The following is a 19,259-nucleotide window of genomic DNA, read 5'->3' on the forward strand; positions in this document are numbered from 1 at the left end:
CGGCAAACCGCCGCTTGGGGGAACGAGAGGGCAAGCCGCCCCCTCACCGGCACGCAGGGATCACAACAGCGCGGTCACTTCTTTGCCCGCCAGCTCCCGATCCACCGCGACATACCCTGCCGTTTCTCCGCCAGATCATCCTCAAGCGCCTCAAGCGTCGGGTCGATCCGCGCCCGCCGGAACCGCCGCCAGCGCACCCAGATGGCATAGACGATGGCAAAGAAAAGCGTGAGAATGATGATGTTCAGCCAGGGGATGCCCTTGGAAGCGTCGGGCCCCTCGACCTTGCGCAGCGATATGGCGTTGGGAAACACCGTCAGGAACTCGTTGCGCCAGCCGTAGTGTTTGATCGCATACCATTCCGGCGCCGCCTCGGTCGATTTGGCATCCGCCGCCTCTGCCTGCAGGTTCGAAGTGTCGAACTTGAAATAGGGCGGCCAGCCCCAGCCTGTATCCTCGTTGCGATAGACCATGACGTCACCCTTGGCGCGCCGCGTCTGGATGAAGAACACATCCCGGTTCGCCAGCGTCCCGTCCGTTCCGATATCCGCCTGCGCCCAGAAGATCGAGTTTTCACCCGGATCGACACGCTTTTCGTAGGTGTCGGTGACCCGGACGATATCGACCTGCGGCAGTGTGTAGTGGAAGAAGGCCGCCACCAGCACCCAGATGGTGATCCAGAAAACCCACTTGATAATCGCCATGTTGGCCCCTCTCAGGAAAAATTCGTCAGGTAAATGACCACGCCGACAACGACGACGGGTACGATATAGACGCCCAGGATCAGCTTGCGCCGGATCGACCCGTCATAGCGTTCAAGCCCGCGCTGCACAAACGTGTCGCGGTCCACCAGCTGTTTGCCCTCGTACCACTTCTTGCGCAGCTTCGACCGCCGCACGCTGCGCGAATAGAACGACAGACAGACATAGATGATCGTCAGAACGACAAAGCCGATCACCACAAGACGCGCCAGTGCAAACATCTATCTCTCCCTCACCGCGCCCCAGGGGCCGACACGGGCGATCATGTCGGACACCGGATCGGGCTTGCGGGGGGCAGGTTCTTCCATCGGCGCATCATGGCCGAACAGCGCCGCCCGCGCACCCGCCTTGTCCATCTGATACTCGGCCACGAGGAAATCGGCAACATAGGCCTTCTTCGCATCCGGCCAGCGGGCATAGGTCTGATAGAACAATTCCTTGTGGCAGATGAACATCTGCCGCGCGTCCTTGGGGGCCAGTTCGGCCAGCAGCATGTTCACCAGCGCCGCGTCCTTGGTATCGCTCGCCCGCAGGGTATAGAAATAGGCCGGATGGTCCGAGGATATCCGCGGCCAGTTGCCACCGTTCTCGGCCCAGTTCACCAGCGCGCCCAGCGCGTGGAACTCCTCCGGCAGCTTGTCCACATGCTCCCGCGCCAGACGCCGCATATCGGCGCGCGTGGCCCCGGTCAGGTCGCCGCCCTCATCCGCCACCGCGTCGATCAGGATGAAATCCATCTTCTGCCGCAGGATCGCCGCCGAGTTGATGCCCCGCGCCTCGACAATCGTTTCCGTCAGGCCGTTGTATTCGAAAAACTTGGCAAGCTGGTTCCGGTCGTCGGCGTCAAAAACATATTTGATCGGCAGATCGCCCAGACGATCCTTGCCAGAGGGGGCCACGACCGCCGGATGGTCCAGATCCTGGAACAGGTACAGCCCGCCGAAATGCGCCGTCCAGAAATTCCGTTGATCAAAGGACATCTGGCGCAGCCTGACCGGGTTGCGCACCACATCCCCGGTCTTGCCCGCCAGTTCGATCATCTGCGCGATCAGCACATCGTCGTACCAGCCGTCTTTCTCGGTCTTGAACCGCTCGACCATCTGCCCCAGCTTTTCCGCGTCGCGCACGGTGCCCGCGGTGGTATCGGCCTCGACCTTCACGCGTCTTATGTCGAACAACCGCGCGGGGGTTGAGACATCATAGACGCTGTTCACCAACTCCCCCGCCACCGCGTCACGGGCGGTCAGCGCGAACAACTGCGCCTCATTCTCGGCGATGAACTGCTGCAGGATACCGCGCGAAGTGGAGAATTTCATGTTGAGCAAAGGCGCCGAGCGCTGCTCCATGCTCAGCAGGATGAACTGCCGGTTCACGCCCGCATGGTTGAGATAGAGGTGATCGCCCAGCTCGTCACCCACTTCGGGGGAATAGCCTGAGATGTCGATGTGGAAATCGGTGAGGTCGGTGCGTTTGCCCGTCAGATGCTGGAGCGCCCGGTTGTAGCGGTCCACCAGCGCGGGGGAATCCACGTGGAAGAGGTTGCCGAACATGAGGCCGTGGCGGATGAGGCGGTTCATGGCTGCAACTCGCGATCACGCAACTTCCAGACATCTAAACTTAGTAGTTCGTCCAGGCGCTGAGAGAGTGCAGCAATTCTCATATTATGCAGTCGAATTTTCTGGTCATCCGCAAGAATCTCTTCCAAACGATTAATGTCGTCGAGCATTATCCTGAGACGCCGAAACTCTGACTGCCACGGCCTTCTTATTATCTCTTTAACCCTATCCGATTTCAGATGTTCAGAAAGGTCGGAAATTCTTGACGACGCAGTTCTAACGTTCTCATCCACATCAAGCATCCCGTCAAAAAGCTTTGCACGAACTGTCGCCTCTTCTGGCTCTTTCTCGTGATACTCCCGGTTTTCTCGCAAGGCGCTCTGCTTTGACAACTTTTGGAGTAGATTCAACTCTGGAGTTTGTAGGACGTACCAACTTTCCTTTTCAGCAATGACTAGCTGAGTTTGGATTCCTTTTAGAACCTGTTCCAAAACTGCCGCCGCTCGTGCTTCGGACCGATACTTCTGTTCGTCCTCAAATACTTTTGCTTGGGCTTTCATTGCCCTTGCCATGTCTTCTGTTGCCAATCGTTGCTCACGGTTTTCCATACGCTGTTCTCTCAACTCGTTCCTTTGCAAGAACACGGTTACTATGATCCAAATAAATGCCAAACTTGAAAAAATTCCTGCGAGTGTGTCACCCATCTCACTCGGTTGTAGTTTGAAAAAGTCCTCAAGCTTTGACGAGCAAGACTGCTCGTAGCAGCGAACAGGAAGCGCAATGCTCTGAACCACCAGAATTACTCCAATGGTCAATAGCCAACCAGTGTCGGTCGCCTCCCAACCGTTCACTCTCCAATCTCGTCGAAGATACCGCCAATACACCTTAGGTGAGCGCAAACTTCACCCCCCGGGCTCCGCCCGTTCGCGGTGGAAACGCTCCACTGGAGCGTTTCTTATTCACCGCTCACCCCCCAAATACCGCTTCTTCGCCTCTTCCATCCGCCCCATCTCCCGCACGGCGTTCTCGATCGCCACCTCGTCCGACTTGTCGGCATAGCGGAACTCTGAATCCGCGTAGCGGTTGATCTCCTGTATCACCATCTCCACCGTGATCGGCTGGCGCATGTCCTCGATCATCGCCTTCTTCGCGTCATACCCCTTGAACAGGAACAGATCGGGGTTCTCCATCCATTCATCGGGCAATTCAAAGTCCATCGCGCGGACCTTCACCGCATCCGTGATGTTCTTGATCGCGCGACCCGTGAACCGCGCGTCCGCCTCCTGAATGCCCTTCAGGTAGGTGCCCAGCTTGTTGATCGTGTCCAGCTCCCCGATCTCCCCGCGCACCGCTTCATAGACGCGCAGCAACCCCGCCTCATGGGGCCTGGAATGGGATTCAAACGAGGCCGCCACCGCCTTCTTGATCGCCTGCGCCTCGAAGGCCTTGTGGTCCCCCAGCGGGATGTCGTGGTTCCTGCCCATCAGCAGATACAGGATGTCGACATAATCCTCCCGCGTCTGCGGGCCGTCCACAAGGAACCGCGCCCCGGCACGCTGGCGCAGGGCATCGTCCACGTTCTCGGGGTAGTTGGAGAACATGCCAAAGGTGCAATTGCCCCGCACAACCGTATTGGCCCCCGCGAAACTTTCCATCAGAACCGCCGTGATCTCCAGCTGGCCCGCGCTCGACTGCCGGTCGCCGCGCTTGCCGGCCAGCTGGTCGATGTCATCAATCGTGCCAAAGCCGATCACGCTGGGGTCGATGATGTTGTTGATAAAGGCCTTGGCGTTCTGGCCCGATTTGCCCTGATAGCTGTCGATGTTGTCCGTGCTCAGGTTCTGATAGCGGAACGGATAGCCCGCGTTGCCGCAATATTCGCTGATCAGCCCCGCCATCATCTGGATCAACGTGGTCTTGCCCGTCCCCGGCGCGCCGTCACCCATGAAGGTAAAGATGAACCCGCCCAGATCGGCAAAGGGGTTCAGGCGGCGGTCGAAGTCATAGGCCATCAACATCTTGGCCAGTTTCATCGCCTGATATTTGGCGATGTGGTTGCCCACGACCTCGTTGGGCTTCTTGAAGGTCATCGTCAGCTTGGTGGACTTCGCCTTGGAGGCAGGGCTGAACCCGGCAATTGTGAAATCATCCGCCTCGACACGCCAGGACGCGCCCCTGAACCCTTCAAGGCGCGGGGCGGTCTGGGCGCGCAGGGCGACCTTCTCCATCAGCGCCTCGGCAAAGGCGCTGACCGTGGCCACCAGCCGCGCATCGTCCTGCGCATGCGCCGCGATGTCCTGATCCAGCTCCCACAACGCGCCATGCAGGGCGGTCTGGCCGTTGTCTGTCAGCACCTCATCCACATCGCCGACCTCGACCGTCGTTTCGGACAGATGCGACGACAGCAGATAGGCGGTGGCGTTACCGAAGACATAAAGCGTCACCAGCGCTTCCGCCGCCAACAATTCGGAAAACTCGGATTTGCGCGCGGCGGGCAGGGACCCTTCCAGGTTCGCGCGTTTCAGATCGCCGAGCCCGGATTGCTCCGCCACATTCTCGGCTACGGCCAGTGCGATGGCTGTGGCGCGGCGCAGGGCGTGCATGACGGTGGCCTGCAGGGGCGTGACCAGCGTGTCACCATCATCCGCCCCTTCGATCCGCGCCAGAAGCTGCACCGCACCGCTGGGTGTGGTCCGCCGCGTGGCCAGACCCGGCGTCGTGCTGCGGAACCGCCGCCGCGTGCCGATGCCCGGCGACCGCTCTGACCGGGGCACCTCATCCGCGGCCCTGCCGATGCGCGGCGCGTGGTCGAACCCCTCCAGCAGGGAGAGTGCCACGCTCACGTGCTTTGCAATATCCTCTTCCCGAAGCTCCATCGCGTCAGATGTCTGGCTCATATCTCAAACTCATTTTCATTGTTCAATAAATACACTCTTCCGGCACGACGTCGCTAATATCGAAGAACACGTCCTTTCGGGCTGACCACATATTTCCGCACCGAGGCAAAGCCGGGGGGGCGTTTTTCCTCCAGCACCTGATAGGGCCGCTGGGGCAGGATGATGCTGCGCTCCGTCCGCGTGGCGCCCAGGTCCGGCCCCTGCACGCCAAATGGATCAAGCGCGAAGACTTCCCGCTCGACCGTCGAGAACCAGCCCGATTTCTCTTCGATCACCCGGTCGCTCACCAGTTCTTCCTCGGTCCAGACCAGCGCCCAGTCCTGGCCCGCAGGTGCATTCGCCTCTGCCAGAACCTCGCGCAGAGGGCCCGCCTGCCGGGTGTAGGCGTGGCTGTACATCGGCCCCAGATGGAACCGGCGCAGCCGTTTGGGATGCAGATCGTCAAAGTCCTGATCGAAGCCGCGCGCGATGGTCAGCAGTTTCAGCCCGCCCAGCGCCTGCGCGCTCAGATGGGCCTGCACCTCCGGCCAGCGGCGTTCGTCCTTGGGCAGGCCGATCCGGCCGGAATCCTCCAGTTCCATCAGGTAGATGACCGGCAGGTTGACCTCTGAATCGTATGTGGCCCAGTGCAGGCGGAACCGTCTGCGCCCCTCGCTCACATTGCCCAGCCAGGCCGCCTGCGGATCATTCTGCACCCAGAACAGATCACCGCGCGCCAGTTCCGCGTAATACATCCGCTGGGACAGGGCGAATTGCAGCTTGGTGGGAATTTTCCGGTCGCCGAGAATGGTCTGCACCATCTCATCCTTCAGCCGCGCCTCGGTCGGCATGTTTTCCAGGTGTTTGGCGGCCTGCTGCGCGTCATTGGCCATGGTCATGATTTCCGCCGCCACCGGAAAGCCGCTGTCGCGGTTGTCCATGGTCAACGAACCAAAGAAGCGGCCCGTCTCGCGCCCCACCAACAGGTACTTGTAGCTGAGCGCACGGAAACTATGGGTCAGCTTGGCGGCATAGCGGGTGAGAATGTCGATTTCATCCCGGTCCAGCGCCCCTTCGGCCTCCATCACTCCGGCCACATGCAACATGTGCTGCATGATGCCTTCGAACTTGGCGAAGTAGCGGCGCGACGCGAAGGTGTCGGTGATGCCGACGTGGTCTTGCGAAAGCGTAAGATCAGCCATCAAAAAAGCGTCTTTTCAGAATGAGCCAGTTTAACTCCCGGCTACACGTCCGGATGATAAGGAACACGGCAATCAACAACCCCAGAGCATAGAAATTGGCTCCAATGCCGATATTGAAGACAACCACCAGAAGGGGCGGAAGGCCAACAAGCGAAATACCAATCAACAAGTCGCGCCTGCCTCGGTCGGAAAGCAAGTTTCCCGAATGCCTGTTCCTGTATTCCTTTTCAGCCGCCATACTGATTGCTGTCATGTTTCTCGATGATCGCGGCAAACCGCCGGGCAAAGCGTTCATCGGCCTTGGCCTTGGCCTCAAGAACTTCACGCGCGAACACCATGTGATCCTCGTGTTTTTCCATCATCTCGGCCATGCGGGCGTTGGTGGCGGCGCCGATCCCGGCCATCGCCGATTGCGCCTCCTGGTCCGTCTTCACACCGATCTCGTTGATGCGGTGCGCCACATCCTGCTGTTGCGCGGTTTTCAGCGATTTGGTCAGCGCGTCATAGAGCACCACCCGCTGCTTTGTGTCCGTCTGCAGTTTGTTGATCAGCACCATCTGCGTCGCCGCCTGGTTCTGCAATGAATCGATCCAGGTCTTGCCCTTCTCGATATAGCGCTCCAGCGTCTGGGACTTGGCCAGCTTGACCTGCTCCTCCTGCACCAGCGCGTTGTATTTCGCGTTGGCCTCTGCCAGCTCGGTTTCCAGCTTGGTACGTTTCGCGGCATCCGCTTCTGACGCGATGGCGTTTTCCAGCTTGATGATGTCCGGGTCCATACCGCCGATGTCGGCACGGATGGTTTCCAGCTCTCCCACTGTCAGCTCGCGTTCATCCAGCGTCTCGCTCAGATTGCTCTCGACCTTGACTTTCTGCTCTTCCAGCATCGCCAACTGCCCCTCCAGCAGTTGGACGATCACGTCGGATTTGCTGATCAGATCCTGCAACTTGTCGTCGATCGAGGCAGAGCGCACCCGTTCCTGCCGCATGCTGTCCGCCTTTGCGCGGGAGAAGATACCGATGAAGGTTTCCATCCCCGTCTTGTTGCGCATCTCGTCGAAATCGCGGCTGAATCCGGCGGTGACATCGTCCAGACCCATGATCAGTTCGGCGATGTTCGCGTTCATCACATCGGTATGGGCGTGGACATCTTCCAGAGACGCGTTCTCGATGTCGATCATCGCATCGTCACCCGTCTTCAGCTTGGCCCGCGCTGTCTCGATCCGGCTGGTCAGCTCTGCAATCTTGGATTGCGCCTGTGCGACCTGCGCCTGGGATTCCTTGACCTGTGCATCCAAATTCGACATTAAAGTCTCCGCTTTCCAATAAGTTAAAGTACATGTAGGTAATGTTATGGCAATTTACATCACCCACACCCGTAATTTAAGCAGAGTGTGGCAAAAGCCCATGCCCTTGAAAAGAGGGCATTGAGTCAGGTCAGTGGCCAGCGCAGGGTCACAACATGCCCTTTTTCACCGGAATGCGAGGTCAACTCGCCTCCCAGCTGCTGCGCTGCCGCCTGCATGATGCGCATCCCCAGGCCGGTTCCGACGATGGTCTGAACGCCCCCCGCAGCAGGCGGCCCGCCGTCGTCGGCACAGATCAGCACATAGCTTTCGCCTTCAATCTTGCCGGTGATGTCGAAAGCCCCCTTGTCACGCCCCTCGAAGGCATATTTCGCAGCATTCGCGATGGCCTCGTTCACGATCATTCCGACCGCTGAGGCAGCCCGGGACTGGAGCTTGCAGGGTTCCACCTCATGGCGCACATGGATGCCCTGCGGCATCTGCGCCGAAGCCGTCTGAACCACCCGGTCAAGAAAGCCGCTCAGATTTACCATGGCACCCGCATCGGACAGATACAGCGCCTCATGCAGGTTGCTGACCATGGCCAACCGTCCCTGTACAGCCTCCAGCGCCTCGCGCGCTTCGTTTGTCTTGACCGAACGCGTCTGGATACGGATCAGCGCCTCCAGCGCCTGAAGGGAGTTCTTGACCCTGTGATCGACCTCGCGGCGCAGCATCTCCGCAGCACCCAAGGCTTCGCGCAGCTCAAGGTGACGCATCACCTGCTTTGCCAGGATCTTCAGCGTGGTGCGCTGCATTTCTGTCAGCACCCTCGGCACGCGGTCCAGAACACATAATGTGCCCAACGCCACGCCATCGGCCGATGTCAGCAAAGCTCCCGCATAAAACCTGATCTGCTCATCGCCTGTGACAAGCGGATTTGCAGCCGTGCGCGGGTCATTGGTTGTGTCCTGGACCTCCAGATAATCGCCGGACTGGATGGCATGCGCACAAATGCTCATCTGGATGGGGGTTTCCGTCACATCCAGACCCTGAACCGCCTTGAACCACTGACGATCCTTTTCGACCAGCGACACCAATGCGATGGGTGTCCCGCATATCTCGCCCGCAAGTCGTGCGATTTCATCGAAGCCTTCCTCGGGCGCCGTGTCCAGGATGTTGTATCCGCGCAGGAGCGCAAGGCGGATCTCTTCATCGTCAATCAGCTTGTCTTGCATCCAGGCTCTTTCATTGCCGCGCCGCATCCTGACGAATTGGCCCGAACGTGAATTTCACATCGGTATTGTTGAACTGATCTGCCGGGTCAAGGTTGATCGGGCGCTTACCTCCGGGCAGGCAGGACCCCTCCTTCGGGCGCAACCTGCGCAGGGTCCGCAACCTGACCGGCCAGGGCAGGGTTCAGCCGCCCAGCACAGCCCGGACCATGTCGCTTTCAGGATCGGCCAGGGCATCGATCACGTCAAAATGATGCTTGCCCTCGACAACGACCTGCCGCGCTCCCCAGACCCGCGAGAGCTGTTCGGACTGTTCAAGAAAGGCGGGCCGTTCATCCGCACCGACCCAGACGGTCACATTGACGCCATGCGGCGGGCTCATGTTGACCGGGCTTTCCGCCTGTGCCTCTGCCGCGTCGATCCCCAGAATGTCGTTCATCGATGTCTGCATCAGCGGTGCAAGGTCGGCAACGGCGGAAATCGGGGCAATATTCGCGATCCGGTCGCGCACCTCGGATGGCAGCACCAGCGGATCAGTCATCCGCGACACCAGATGCCCGCCCGCCGAATGGCCCGCGAGCGACAACGTGCCGAATGTCCGCCTGGAAATCTCGGTAACGGCGGCGGCAATCTGGGTGGTGATTTCACCGATGCGCACGTCGGGGCACAGATCATAGGACGGCATGGCGACAGCCCAGCCGCGCGACAGCGGCCCCGCGGCCAGATGGGACCAATAGCTGCTGTCGAATGCCTTCCAGTAACCGCCATGAACAAAAATCACGGTCCCGCGCGACACGCCTTCGGGCTGAAAGAAATCAAAGACCTGCCTGTCAGAAGGGCCATATGACACCCCGATTTGCGCCCGCGCCCCCAGCTCCTGGCGAAAAGCAGCAGCTGCTTTTTCCCACTTCGGAGGGTATGTTTCAGCGCCCTCGATATGGCCGGAATTGTCATAGGCATCGTCAAATTGCGTCATAAGTCGTCCTCTGGATAGTGCCCCGAAACCAAACGGGAACTGGACAATCATAGCCAATGTTGCTTTGGGTTCCACAAACAAAAGCGGAGACAACCAAATGACAGACGCAAAAACCGATCTGAAATCCATGCTCAAGGATCCCGGCCTCCTGGAAACCCGCGCCTATATCGGTGGCAAATGGGTGGATGGCGAGGATGGCACATTTGATGTAACCAACCCCGCCCGCGGCGATGTGATCGCCAAGGTTGCGGACCTGAGCCGCGCGCAGGTCGCAGGTGCCATCGCACAGGCCGAAAAGGCGCAAAAGGAATGGGCCGCCTGGACCGGCAAGGAACGCGCCAACGTATTGCGCAAATGGTTCGACCTGATGATGGAGAACCAGGACGATCTTGGCACGATCCTGACCGCCGAACAGGGCAAGCCGCTGGCCGAAGCCAAGGGCGAAATCGCCTATGGCGCATCTTTCATCGAATTCTTCGGCGAAGAAGCCAAACGCATCTACGGCGAAACCATTCCCGGTCATCAGCGCGACAAACGCATCACGGTGATCAAGCAGCCCATCGGGGTTGCGGCCTCGATCACACCCTGGAACTTCCCCAATGCGATGATCACCCGCAAGGCTGCCCCCGCGCTGGCCGCAGGCTGCGCCTTCGTCGCCCGTCCCGCTGCGGAAACACCGTTGTCGGCCATCGTCATGGGTGTCCTGGCCGAACGAGCCGGCATCCCTGCCGGGGTGTTCAACGTGGTGCCCTCCTCGTCTTCCTCTGCCGTGGGCAAGGAATTCTGCGAAAACCCTGCGGTGCGCAAACTGACCTTCACCGGCTCCACCGAAGTCGGGCGCATCCTGCTGCGCCAGGCCGCCGATCAGGTCATGAAATGTTCCATGGAACTGGGCGGCAACGCCCCCTTCATCGTCTTTGACGACGCCGATCTCGACGCCGCGGTCGAAGGCGCGATCCTGTGCAAGTTCCGTAACAACGGCCAGACCTGCGTCTGCGCCAACCGCATCTATGTCCAGGCAGGCGTCTATGACGCTTTCGCTGCCAAACTGAAGGACCGCGTCAGCAAGATGAAGGTCGGCGATGGCTTCGCGGAGGGCGTCGAACTGGGGCCGCTGATCAACGGTGACGCCAGCGAAAAGGTCAGGGAACATGTGGAGGATGCCGTTTCCAAGGGTGCCCGGATCGTTCTGGGATCGGCAGAAGAAAAGCTCGCGGGCAACTTCCTCGCGCCGACCATCATCACCGGCGTGACCCAGGATATGAAAGTCTCCAAGGAAGAGACATTCGGCCCCCTCGCCCCGCTGTTCAAGTTCGAAAACGAAGATGATGTGATCGCAATGGCCAATGACACGATCTTCGGCCTCGCCTCCTACTTCTACGCCAAGGACCTGAGCCGCGTCTACAAGGTGGCCGAGGCGCTGGAATACGGCATCGTCGGCGTGAACACCGGGATCATCTCCACCGAGGTTGCCCCCTTCGGCGGCGTCAAGCAATCCGGCCTGGGCCGCGAAGGCAGCCACCACGGGATCGAAGACTACCTCGAAATGAAATACATCTGCATGTCCGTCTGACTGCCCGGTTGCCACGGGCGAAACAAATCCCCTCTCCCCCACGGGGGAGAGGGTTAGGGTGAGGGGGGCGTCCGCTACTCAACCCCATGGCCAGCAATCACCGCCGGATCAATCCTCGCCATCTCCGCATCGAACCGGGCCCATGTGATCGACGCCCGGTTGCCTGCATATCCGTGATAATGCGACTTGCCGGTGGCATTGGGCAAACCCGCCCAGATCTTCGCCAGATTGTTCATGAAGGCCACGCGCCCCAGCCTGCCCGCGCGGAATTCATGCAGACCCGCCTCCGCCAACAGGACATCTGCCAGACGGTCCTGAACAGCGGGGCTGAACGTAGTATTCGGGGCGATCCCAAGCTTTGCCACAACCCGGCGCAAGGTTGCGGGGATGAACTGGTATCTGCCGATGGCATGTGGCTGGCCCGGTGTTTGCCCGATCCAGCGGTAAATTTCGGCCAATGTCATCTGTGTCGGGGGTTTCGGCGTTTTGACGCGCGCCCCATGCTGGACGGCCTCATAGCCATCGCGCCGCGATTCCGCCGCACCGATCAGCGCCCGCAGCCGCGCAACATCAGAGCCCTGCGCCAGCACCGGCGACGCAGTGTCGAAGGCAGGTTCATGGGCCGGTCTTTCCGCGAACAGGCCGGCCGCGGCACGGCCCACGAACAGGCTGGGGGTCTCCTTGCTGTCACGCGAAAGGGCAGGCGTTGCAATCAACCCGCCCTGCGCGCCGCCCCAGTTCCCTTGCGAAAACAACGATCCGCTTTCGGCGCGGAGGATGTTGCATGGAACCGATGCGCACAGCACTGCCAGCAGAATTGGGGAAACGACACGCATCACGGCTCCGGCCTGGGGGACCGGGGCAGACTGGCAGTTGCGCCCTAATATTCCGTAACCGTCGCCACCGGGAAACCGCGCTGCGATTGCAAGCCCCTTACCACGCCCGCGACGGGGCGCAAGAAGCGGTCTGCCGCCGACATCCTGCGATCTGCGCAAGCTGCCGCCGACGCGGTGGCAGGCGGGAAACCCCCTGCCCATATCCGGGTTGGCACCACAACCGGTGGGCAGGATGCCTGCCGGTCTCTCGCCTTAACAGACAGAAAGGAAAACCTATGACCTTTTCGAAAATCACCCGCACCCTCGTCGGATCGACAGCTCTCGCGGCCGCATTCTCCATGCCGCTGATGGCGCAGGAAGCACCGGCAACCTCGCCGACACCAGAACAGCCGACAACCGAAGTCGCACCCGCAGCCACCGCCGAGATCAACAGCGCCACGACCGAGGCGATCGAAAACGGTACGGCTGTCGCGGTGACGTCAGACGATGCGGTGATCGGCAAGATCGAGACGGTGACCGCTTTGGAAGACGGCATGAACCGCTATGAGATCGCCCTGGGTGATTCATATGATGTCGAAGGCGGCCGCGTGTCGATCCAGAGCGCCGACCAGCTGAATGCCGAAGGCCAGCTCGAACTGGAAGTCACCGAACAGGAATTCGCCGCCGCAGTCCAGCAGCAGCTGGGCAATGGCGCAGGGACGGGCACCGAGACGCAGACAAACTGATTTCTCCCGGTTTGAACCCAAGACTGCCTCGGCTGTTCCGGGGGTCGGTTCTGCTACGGCAGATCCGGCCCCCTTTTTTGTCAGGGTGGACACCGGCGGATGAACATCGGCCACATTTGGAAAAACCCATAGCCTGAGCGCCGCTCATCAAAAAACCCGGAGCATCTCTGCTCCGGGCCCGGTCCGTCTTGAGTGAGGTTCAGACCGTGATCCGCCCCTTGGGGCTGACCAGCGTGAACCGGCCGCCTCAGTTGACGGATTTCGCGTCGACGACATCCTTGTCCAGCACCTTGGTATCCGATGCGATCTGGATCTGCCGGGGCTTCAGTGCCTCGGGAACCTGGCGCTGCAGTTCGATGTGCAGCATCCCGTTGGCATGCGCGGCACCCGTCACCTGGACGTGATCTGCCAGATGGAACCGGCGTTCGAATGCCCGTGTCGCGATACCGCGATGCAGATAGGTCTTTTCTTCATCCGCATCCGCTTTGCGCGCAGACACGATCAGTGCCTTTTCACGGACCTCGACGCTCAGGTCAGCGTCGGCAAAACCTGCCACCGCAATCGAAATGCGATAGCTGTCGTCGTCGAGTTTCTCGATGTTGTAAGGGGGGTAGCTGGGGGTTGCCCCGTCATTGCTCAACACGCGGTCCATCATGTTGGCGATCTGGTCAAAGCCAACGCTGGAACGGTAAAGCGGTGCAAAATCATAAGTACGCATGTGTCATCCTCATCTTCGAGCGATTAACGATATGGACCTTCCACCATTGGACAGGTCCGGCCTTGTTGTCAGGACCCTGCAGAGGCGTCCTGATATCGAAGATGTGGGAATACCATATCGGGGTTTCAAGACCCCGCTGACAGATCAGGGGCGCACGAACTTCGCGCCCGTATCCGTGCCGCGTTGCCCGGCCAGGATGCTCTTGCTGCCGCTGCCACTGACCGGGAACACACCTTTTCCGGCGACCAGTTCCGCCTGCAACAATGCCAGTGGCGTGGACAGCGCCGTACCGAGAGAGACCATTTCCCCCTCGACCTCTGCCTTGGCCGAGACCACGGAGACGACATGGGCCTCGCCGTTTTCCAGCGAGAAGATCGGCGCGCCGCTTGATCCGAAATCGACCGAGCAAGAGGTCACCAGAACGCCCTCCTGCTGCGCGATCACCTTGCAGAGTTCTTGCAGCGAGGGGGCTTCGGACCGGTCTTTGGCATAGCTGACCACACCAACGGAATCCCCCGGTCTGGGGCGTGCGGCAGTGCCGAAAGGCTTGATCGTCGTGTTGTTGATGGGCCGCTGCAACTCCAGCAGCGCCAGGTCATTGCGCACCCGATCGGATGAGACGACATCGTCATAAACGTAATCGGGGTGCACCACCGCCCTGCGGATGTCCCGGTAGGCCCCGGCGCGGCCGTTTCGCCACCCGGCAAGAAAGCGCACCTTGCTGTGATCCACACGCTGTTTCGTCTCGCGGTCGAACAGGCAATGCGCCGCGGTAAGCACAAGACGGGGAGCGATCAGCGTGCCGGTGCAAAATCCGCTTCCGGCGATATCCAGCCGCCCCACGGCCTCCCATGCGGCAGCATCATCACCGGAATCCAGACGCTTGAGCCGGGCATCCTGCGCTACAACCGCCGTTGCGGTGACGACCACCACCAATGTAAATGCCAGTAAACGCCGCACGAATTTCCCCTAAGCCAAGCCACTCGTGCCTTGTTATGGACAACTTGCGGCAAAAATTGGGCATCCCCCTTAACGCAGCCGGGGAATTTCCGCCTCGGCCGACAATTTTCCGCTCAGGGCGGGCGGCACCGGCCCGCCTGAGGCCCAGTCCAGCAATTCCACCGTGTGCACCACCGGGACAGAGGCCGCAGATCCGATCTGCATCATGCAGCCGATGTTGCCCGCCGCGATCACATCGGGGTGCCGCGCCTCCAGCGTCCGGATTTTCCGGGTTTTCAATTGCTTTGAAATTTCCGGCTGCATCAGGTTGTACGTCCCTGCGGAACCGCAGCACAGGTGCGGATCCGCAGGCTCCACCACGGTGAACCCGGCAGCCTTCAGCAGGTCTTTCGGGTGGCTCTTGATCTGCTGGCCGTGCTGCAGCGAACAGGCCGCATGATAGGCCACTGTCAGCCCCGCTGCGGGGCGGTGAGGATCACCGCGCCCTGCATCCGCCCCTGCCAGGTGATCGCCGGACCCCGGGCTTTCCCCATCAGCCGCAAACGCATCGGACAGGTCGACCAGAACTTCGGAAACATCCCTGGCAATCGCGGAAACCCGCGCGGCATCTTCTGCCAGGGGATCGTTCCGGAACATATGGCCATAATCCTTGACCGTCGTGCCGCAGCCCGAGGTGTTGATCACGATGGCGTCCAGCCCCGCGTCGTCCATCTCTTCGGTCCAGGCGCGAATGTTGCGCGCCGCGGAACGATGGCTTTCGTCGGTCTTGCCCATGTGATGGGTCAGGGCTCCGCAACATCCCGCCCCCCGAACCACGACAACCTCGCAACCCATGCGGGTCAACAGCCGGATCGTGGCATCGTTGATATCGGTGTTCAGCGCCTTCTGGGCACAGCCCGTCATCAGCGCCACCCGCATCCTGCCCCTCCCCTTGGCAGGGAACGTCTGCGGGTCATCATTGCGGCTGACCGGCGGGATAACCCTGGGCGCCATTTCCAGCATCGCCCGCAGCCGGGCATCCGGCATCAGCCGGGCAAAGGGGCGGCCGATCTTTGCGCCCAGCAAGGCCATGCGAAACCGCATCGGGTGGGGCAGGATACGTGCCAGCATCCAGCGCAGGGCACGATCGCCAAAGGGCCGCTTGTAGTTCTGCTCGATATAACTGCGGGCATGATCCACCAGATGCATGTAGTGAACCCCTGACGGGCAGGTCGTCATGCAAGCCAGACAGGACAGGCAACGGTCGATGTGCTTGACCGTCTTGGCATCCGGCACCCGTTCGTTTTCCAGCATGTCCTTGATCAGGTAAATCCGCCCCCTGGGACTGTCCAGCTCGTCTCCCAGTATCTGATAGGTCGGGCAGGTGGCGGTACAGAACCCGCAATGCACGCAAGACCGCAAGATCTCGTTGCTGCGCGCAACGTCGGGATCCTTCAGCTGGGCGGGGGTAAAGGTGGTCTGCATGATGGCTCCGCTAACTTTGATCTGACGACGGGTTCATCCGACCAGCAACTGGGCGGAAGCCAGACCGAACCAGGGCACCGTGGTCCCGCCCGCCCCCAGAATGCCGGTCCAGCGGCGCATGTACAGCCCCGGTTCCGCCCGCCGGAAAGCCTGTGCGCCAAGGGCCAGCACACCGATCCAGGCGAACCACAGCGCCAGAATGCCCCCCACCGTCAGCATCACCTCGTGCCCCCATAGCCCAGCAAAGCCAATGCGCAGCCCAAGCCCGAACAGGGCAAAGACTCCGGCAAAGACAATAAGTGCCTGCAGCGCATCACGCGACGGGGCCGGTCGGGTCAATGCCCGGAAGGTCAGCGGCCCCCCGACAAAGAAGATCGCGAAGATACCGATCAGAACTGTCATACAGCCTCCATCAATCCCGGATTGAAGATACCCTTCGGGTCGAACCGCGCGCGCAATCCCGCGGCCAACCGCGCCACGCCGGGCAATTCCGGCTGGAATCGGCCCAACCGCGCCTTGGTCGCCGCATCGGCCCGGATCAGGGTCGCGTGGCCGTCAAACGCCCCCAGCCGACCGCGCAGGTCATGGCCCGTCGGCACCCGCAGCCAGATCAACCCGCCCGACCAGTCGAAAAAATGCGCCTCGGCACCCGATCTTGCCGCCAGTTCCGGCCCGGCCGAGGGCTTGCACGACACCCGCCAGACATCGCCCGAAACGCCGTGAAACGCCTCGACATCCCGCAATGCGGCCCATTTCCGCGCCGAGGCATCGGATTGCAGCACATGCGCATCGGCGCTGGCCAACAGGTCCTTCAACCGCCGCATCCGATAGGAGACCGAATCTTCAAACCCCTCAAGACGCAGATAGCTTTCCCCGGCGCCCGGATCATGTGCCGCGCCGGTGACCTCAAAGGGGCTGCCCATCGCGCGACACAGCGCCGCGACGGCACGCATATCGTCCAGACCGGACAGTACAAGAGTTGCCTCGGTCTCGGGTCGGGGCAGAACTTTCATCGACACCTCCGTCAGAACCCCCAGCGTGCCACATGACCCTGCCATGAGCTTGACCAGATCATAGCCCGTGACATTCTTCATCACGCGCCCGCCATTCTTGATGACCACACCCTGACCGTCGACAAATCGAACCCCCAGCAGGAAATCCCGCGCCGCCCCTACGGCAAGGCGTCGTGGCCCCCCTACATTTGCCGCGAATATCCCGCCGATGGTGGGTTCGCCTTTCGTGGCCAGAAGGCCCCTGTGGTCCATCGGTTCGAATGCCAGCCGCTGGTTTTCCCTGGCGAGGGCCTGTTCGATCTCCGCGACAGGTGTTCCGGCCTGCGCCACCATGGTAAGCGCCCCCGGTTCGTAAAGCGTGATCCCAGAGAGCCCCGCCACGCTCAGGGCCTCGCCCGCGCCGGCCAGACCACGCGTAGCGCCACCGCAAACCGACAGAGGGCCCCTGGCCCCGGCAATAGCTGCGCTGACTTCTTTTTCCGAACTGAGATTCATTTTCTTTTTGGCCTTAAATATTCCCGGGGGTTTGGGGGCAGCGCCCCCAATGCATTGCCGCAGTCACCCGGCGACATCACTCAGCCGCCAGCATCGCCGCCCGCCGCCGTTCCGAGGCATTCAGCGGGAACACCTTGGCCGGGTTCAACAGCCACGCCGGGTCAAACACATCTTTCACCGCCATCTGCGCCTCCAGATCCTCCGGCGCATATTGAACATGCATGAGGTCCCGTTTCTCGATCCCCACGCCATGCTCTCCGGTCAGGCAGCCCCCCACCTCGACACACAGCTTGAGAATTTCTGCCCCGAAGGCCTCGCACAGCTCCAGATCGCCGGGCTTGTTCGCATCGAACAGGATCAGCGGATGCATGTTCCCATCGCCCGCATGAAAGACGTTGCCGACCTTCAGGCCGTATTCCGCGCTCATCTCACCGATCCGGCGCAGGACCATCGGCAGGGAAGAGACCGGAATTGTCCCGTCAAGGCACATGTAATCATTGATCTGCCCCATCGCGCCAAAGGCAGACTTGCGGCCCAGCCAGATCTTGGCCGATTCCTCCGCCGATTTGCTTTCGCGCAGCTCTACCGGGTCATGACGCAGTGCAATCTCCTTGATCAGCGAAAGTTGATGGTCGATCTCGGCGTCTGATCCCTCAACCTCGACGATCAGCAATGCCTCGCACATCGGGTATCCCGCCTTTGCAAAAGCCTCCGTCGCCTCGATGCAGGGGCGGTCCATGAATTCGATCGCCACCGGCAGCACACCCGCCTTGATGATGTCCGACACACAGGCCCCTGCCACCTCATTGTCGTCAAATCCCATCAGGACAGGCCGCGCGCCCTCCGGCTTGGGCAGGATCCGCAGCGTCGCCTCGGTCACGACACCAAGCTGGCCTTCCGATCCGCAGATCAGCCCCAACAGGTCAAGACCCCCGGCATCGAGATGTCCGCCGCCGATCTCAACAATCTCGCCATCCATCATCACCATGGTGACCCCCATCAGATTGTTGGTTGTCACGCCGTATTTCAGGCAATGTGCCCCGCCCGAATTCATCGCGATGTTCCCGGCGATGGCACAGGCCAGCTGGCTGGACGGGTCGGGCGCATAGAAAAATCCATCCGCCTCGACCGCACCCGTCACGCTGAGATTGGTGCGTCCCGTCTGCACCCGTATCAGGCGGTTGACGTAATCGGTTTCGATCACCGCATTCATCCGGGCCACACCGAGGATCACGCAATCCGCTGTTGGCAGAGCACCCCCTGCCAGCGATGTCCCCGACCCGCGCGGCACCACCGGCACCCCTTCAGCATGGCAGATCCGCAGAACAGCAGAGACTTCCGCCGTGGTGGAGGGCAGCACCGCCACCATCGGCGCGCATCTGTAGGCGGTCAGCGCGTCGCATTCATAGGCCCGCGTCTCCCGCGGATCGTCGATCACCGCATCCTCCGGCAACACGTCACGCAAACGCGCCACGATACGTGCCTTGCGGGCAAGGACCGTAGCATCCGGGATCGGCATTTCCATCGCACTACTCCAATTTGGTAAAATAATATGACCAATTTACCGCTATGGCAATAGTATTCCA

General features: G+C 60.9%; 19 protein-coding genes. 2 read left to right on the forward strand and 17 right to left on the reverse strand.

Features of this window, described 5'->3' with window-relative positions:
* Positions 1-74 precede the first annotated feature (74 nt).
* The 10 genes from ACWNZ3_RS17115 to ACWNZ3_RS17160 all read right to left on the reverse strand — a co-directional run bounded on the left by ACWNZ3_RS17115 (position 75) and on the right by ACWNZ3_RS17160 (position 9,889).
* Positions 75-704, reverse strand: coding sequence for a DUF1523 family protein (locus tag ACWNZ3_RS17115; protein ID WP_114273776.1), 630 nt, complete (start codon positions 702-704; stop codon positions 75-77).
* A gap of 11 nt (positions 705-715) precedes the next feature.
* Positions 716-982, reverse strand: a complete 267-nt coding sequence (locus tag ACWNZ3_RS17120; RefSeq protein WP_114273777.1) for a hypothetical protein — start codon at positions 980-982, stop codon at positions 716-718.
* Positions 983-2,338: a DUF6638 family protein gene (locus ACWNZ3_RS17125; RefSeq protein WP_496900661.1), complete on the reverse strand. Its 1,356-nt coding sequence runs from the start codon at positions 2,336-2,338 to the stop codon at positions 983-985.
* Positions 2,335-3,168 (reverse strand): hypothetical protein, encoded by an 834-nt coding sequence (locus ACWNZ3_RS17130; RefSeq protein WP_496900662.1) that lies wholly within the window; start codon positions 3,166-3,168, stop codon positions 2,335-2,337. Before ACWNZ3_RS17130 ends, ACWNZ3_RS17125 begins: the two co-directional genes overlap by 4 nt.
* 108 nt (positions 3,169-3,276) lie before the next feature.
* A complete protein-coding gene (locus ACWNZ3_RS17135; protein ID WP_496900663.1) occupies positions 3,277-5,214 on the reverse strand; it encodes an AAA family ATPase in 1,938 nt (645 codons plus the stop codon).
* A gap of 53 nt (positions 5,215-5,267) precedes the next feature.
* On the reverse strand, positions 5,268-6,395 hold the full coding sequence (locus ACWNZ3_RS17140) for a hypothetical protein (protein ID WP_269366095.1): 1,128 nt from the start codon (positions 6,393-6,395) through the stop codon (positions 5,268-5,270).
* Complete coding sequence (locus ACWNZ3_RS17145) at positions 6,388-6,633, reverse strand: hypothetical protein (RefSeq protein WP_496900664.1); 246 nt, start codon at positions 6,631-6,633, stop codon at positions 6,388-6,390. Before ACWNZ3_RS17145 ends, ACWNZ3_RS17140 begins: the two co-directional genes overlap by 8 nt.
* Positions 6,623-7,699, reverse strand: a complete 1,077-nt coding sequence (locus tag ACWNZ3_RS17150; RefSeq protein ID WP_269366099.1) for a coiled-coil domain-containing protein — start codon at positions 7,697-7,699, stop codon at positions 6,623-6,625. Before ACWNZ3_RS17150 ends, ACWNZ3_RS17145 begins: the two co-directional genes overlap by 11 nt.
* Positions 7,700-7,824: 125 nt before the next feature.
* Entirely contained in the window at positions 7,825-8,916 is a 1,092-nt protein-coding gene (locus tag ACWNZ3_RS17155) for a histidine kinase dimerization/phosphoacceptor domain -containing protein (RefSeq protein WP_269366101.1), read from the reverse strand.
* A gap of 181 nt (positions 8,917-9,097) precedes the next feature.
* The gene (locus ACWNZ3_RS17160) at positions 9,098-9,889 is read right to left on the reverse strand and encodes a hormone-sensitive lipase (protein WP_269366103.1); all 792 of its coding nucleotides are present in this window, start codon (positions 9,887-9,889) and stop codon (positions 9,098-9,100) included.
* Positions 9,890-9,986: 97 nt separating this feature from the next.
* Here ACWNZ3_RS17160 and ACWNZ3_RS17165 point away from each other — a divergent pair, with 97 nt between their 5' ends.
* A complete protein-coding gene (locus ACWNZ3_RS17165; protein WP_496900665.1) occupies positions 9,987-11,462 on the forward strand; it encodes an NAD-dependent succinate-semialdehyde dehydrogenase in 1,476 nt (491 codons plus the stop codon).
* 74 nt (positions 11,463-11,536) lie between these two features.
* On the opposite strand, the gene ACWNZ3_RS17170 is transcribed toward ACWNZ3_RS17165, so the two are convergent.
* Positions 11,537-12,298 (reverse strand): lysozyme family protein, encoded by a 762-nt coding sequence (locus ACWNZ3_RS17170; protein ID WP_496900666.1) that lies wholly within the window; start codon positions 12,296-12,298, stop codon positions 11,537-11,539.
* Positions 12,299-12,573: 275 nt separating this feature from the next.
* Between ACWNZ3_RS17170 and ACWNZ3_RS17175 the strand changes: the two genes are divergently transcribed.
* A complete protein-coding gene (locus tag ACWNZ3_RS17175; RefSeq protein ID WP_269366108.1) occupies positions 12,574-13,023 on the forward strand; it encodes a hypothetical protein in 450 nt (149 codons plus the stop codon).
* Positions 13,024-13,270: 247 nt separating this feature from the next.
* On the opposite strand, the gene ACWNZ3_RS17180 is transcribed toward ACWNZ3_RS17175, so the two are convergent.
* From ACWNZ3_RS17180 to ACWNZ3_RS17205, 6 genes are all read right to left on the reverse strand, one after another.
* Positions 13,271-13,741 carry an Hsp20 family protein gene (locus tag ACWNZ3_RS17180; RefSeq protein WP_269366109.1) on the reverse strand — a complete coding sequence of 157 codons (471 nt, stop codon included), beginning with the start codon at positions 13,739-13,741 and terminating at the stop codon, positions 13,271-13,273.
* 144 nt (positions 13,742-13,885) lie between these two features.
* Positions 13,886-14,701, reverse strand: a complete 816-nt coding sequence (locus tag ACWNZ3_RS17185) for a trypsin-like serine peptidase (RefSeq protein WP_496900667.1) — start codon at positions 14,699-14,701, stop codon at positions 13,886-13,888.
* Positions 14,702-14,770: 69 nt separating this feature from the next.
* The gene (gene glcF, locus ACWNZ3_RS17190; RefSeq protein WP_496900668.1) at positions 14,771-16,165 is read right to left on the reverse strand and encodes a glycolate oxidase subunit GlcF; all 1,395 of its coding nucleotides are present in this window, start codon (positions 16,163-16,165) and stop codon (positions 14,771-14,773) included.
* A gap of 33 nt (positions 16,166-16,198) precedes the next feature.
* Positions 16,199-16,567 carry a hypothetical protein gene (locus ACWNZ3_RS17195; RefSeq protein ID WP_274573715.1) on the reverse strand — a complete coding sequence of 123 codons (369 nt, stop codon included), beginning with the start codon at positions 16,565-16,567 and terminating at the stop codon, positions 16,199-16,201.
* Positions 16,564-17,673: an FAD-binding protein gene (locus tag ACWNZ3_RS17200; RefSeq protein ID WP_496900669.1), complete on the reverse strand. Its 1,110-nt coding sequence runs from the start codon at positions 17,671-17,673 to the stop codon at positions 16,564-16,566. Before ACWNZ3_RS17200 ends, ACWNZ3_RS17195 begins: the two co-directional genes overlap by 4 nt.
* Positions 17,674-17,749: 76 nt before the next feature.
* Positions 17,750-19,198 carry an FAD-linked oxidase C-terminal domain-containing protein gene (locus ACWNZ3_RS17205; protein ID WP_496900670.1) on the reverse strand — a complete coding sequence of 483 codons (1,449 nt, stop codon included), beginning with the start codon at positions 19,196-19,198 and terminating at the stop codon, positions 17,750-17,752.
* Between the last annotated feature and the right edge of the window lie 61 nt (positions 19,199-19,259).

The organism is Sulfitobacter sp. IGS-18, from assembly GCF_059628195.1.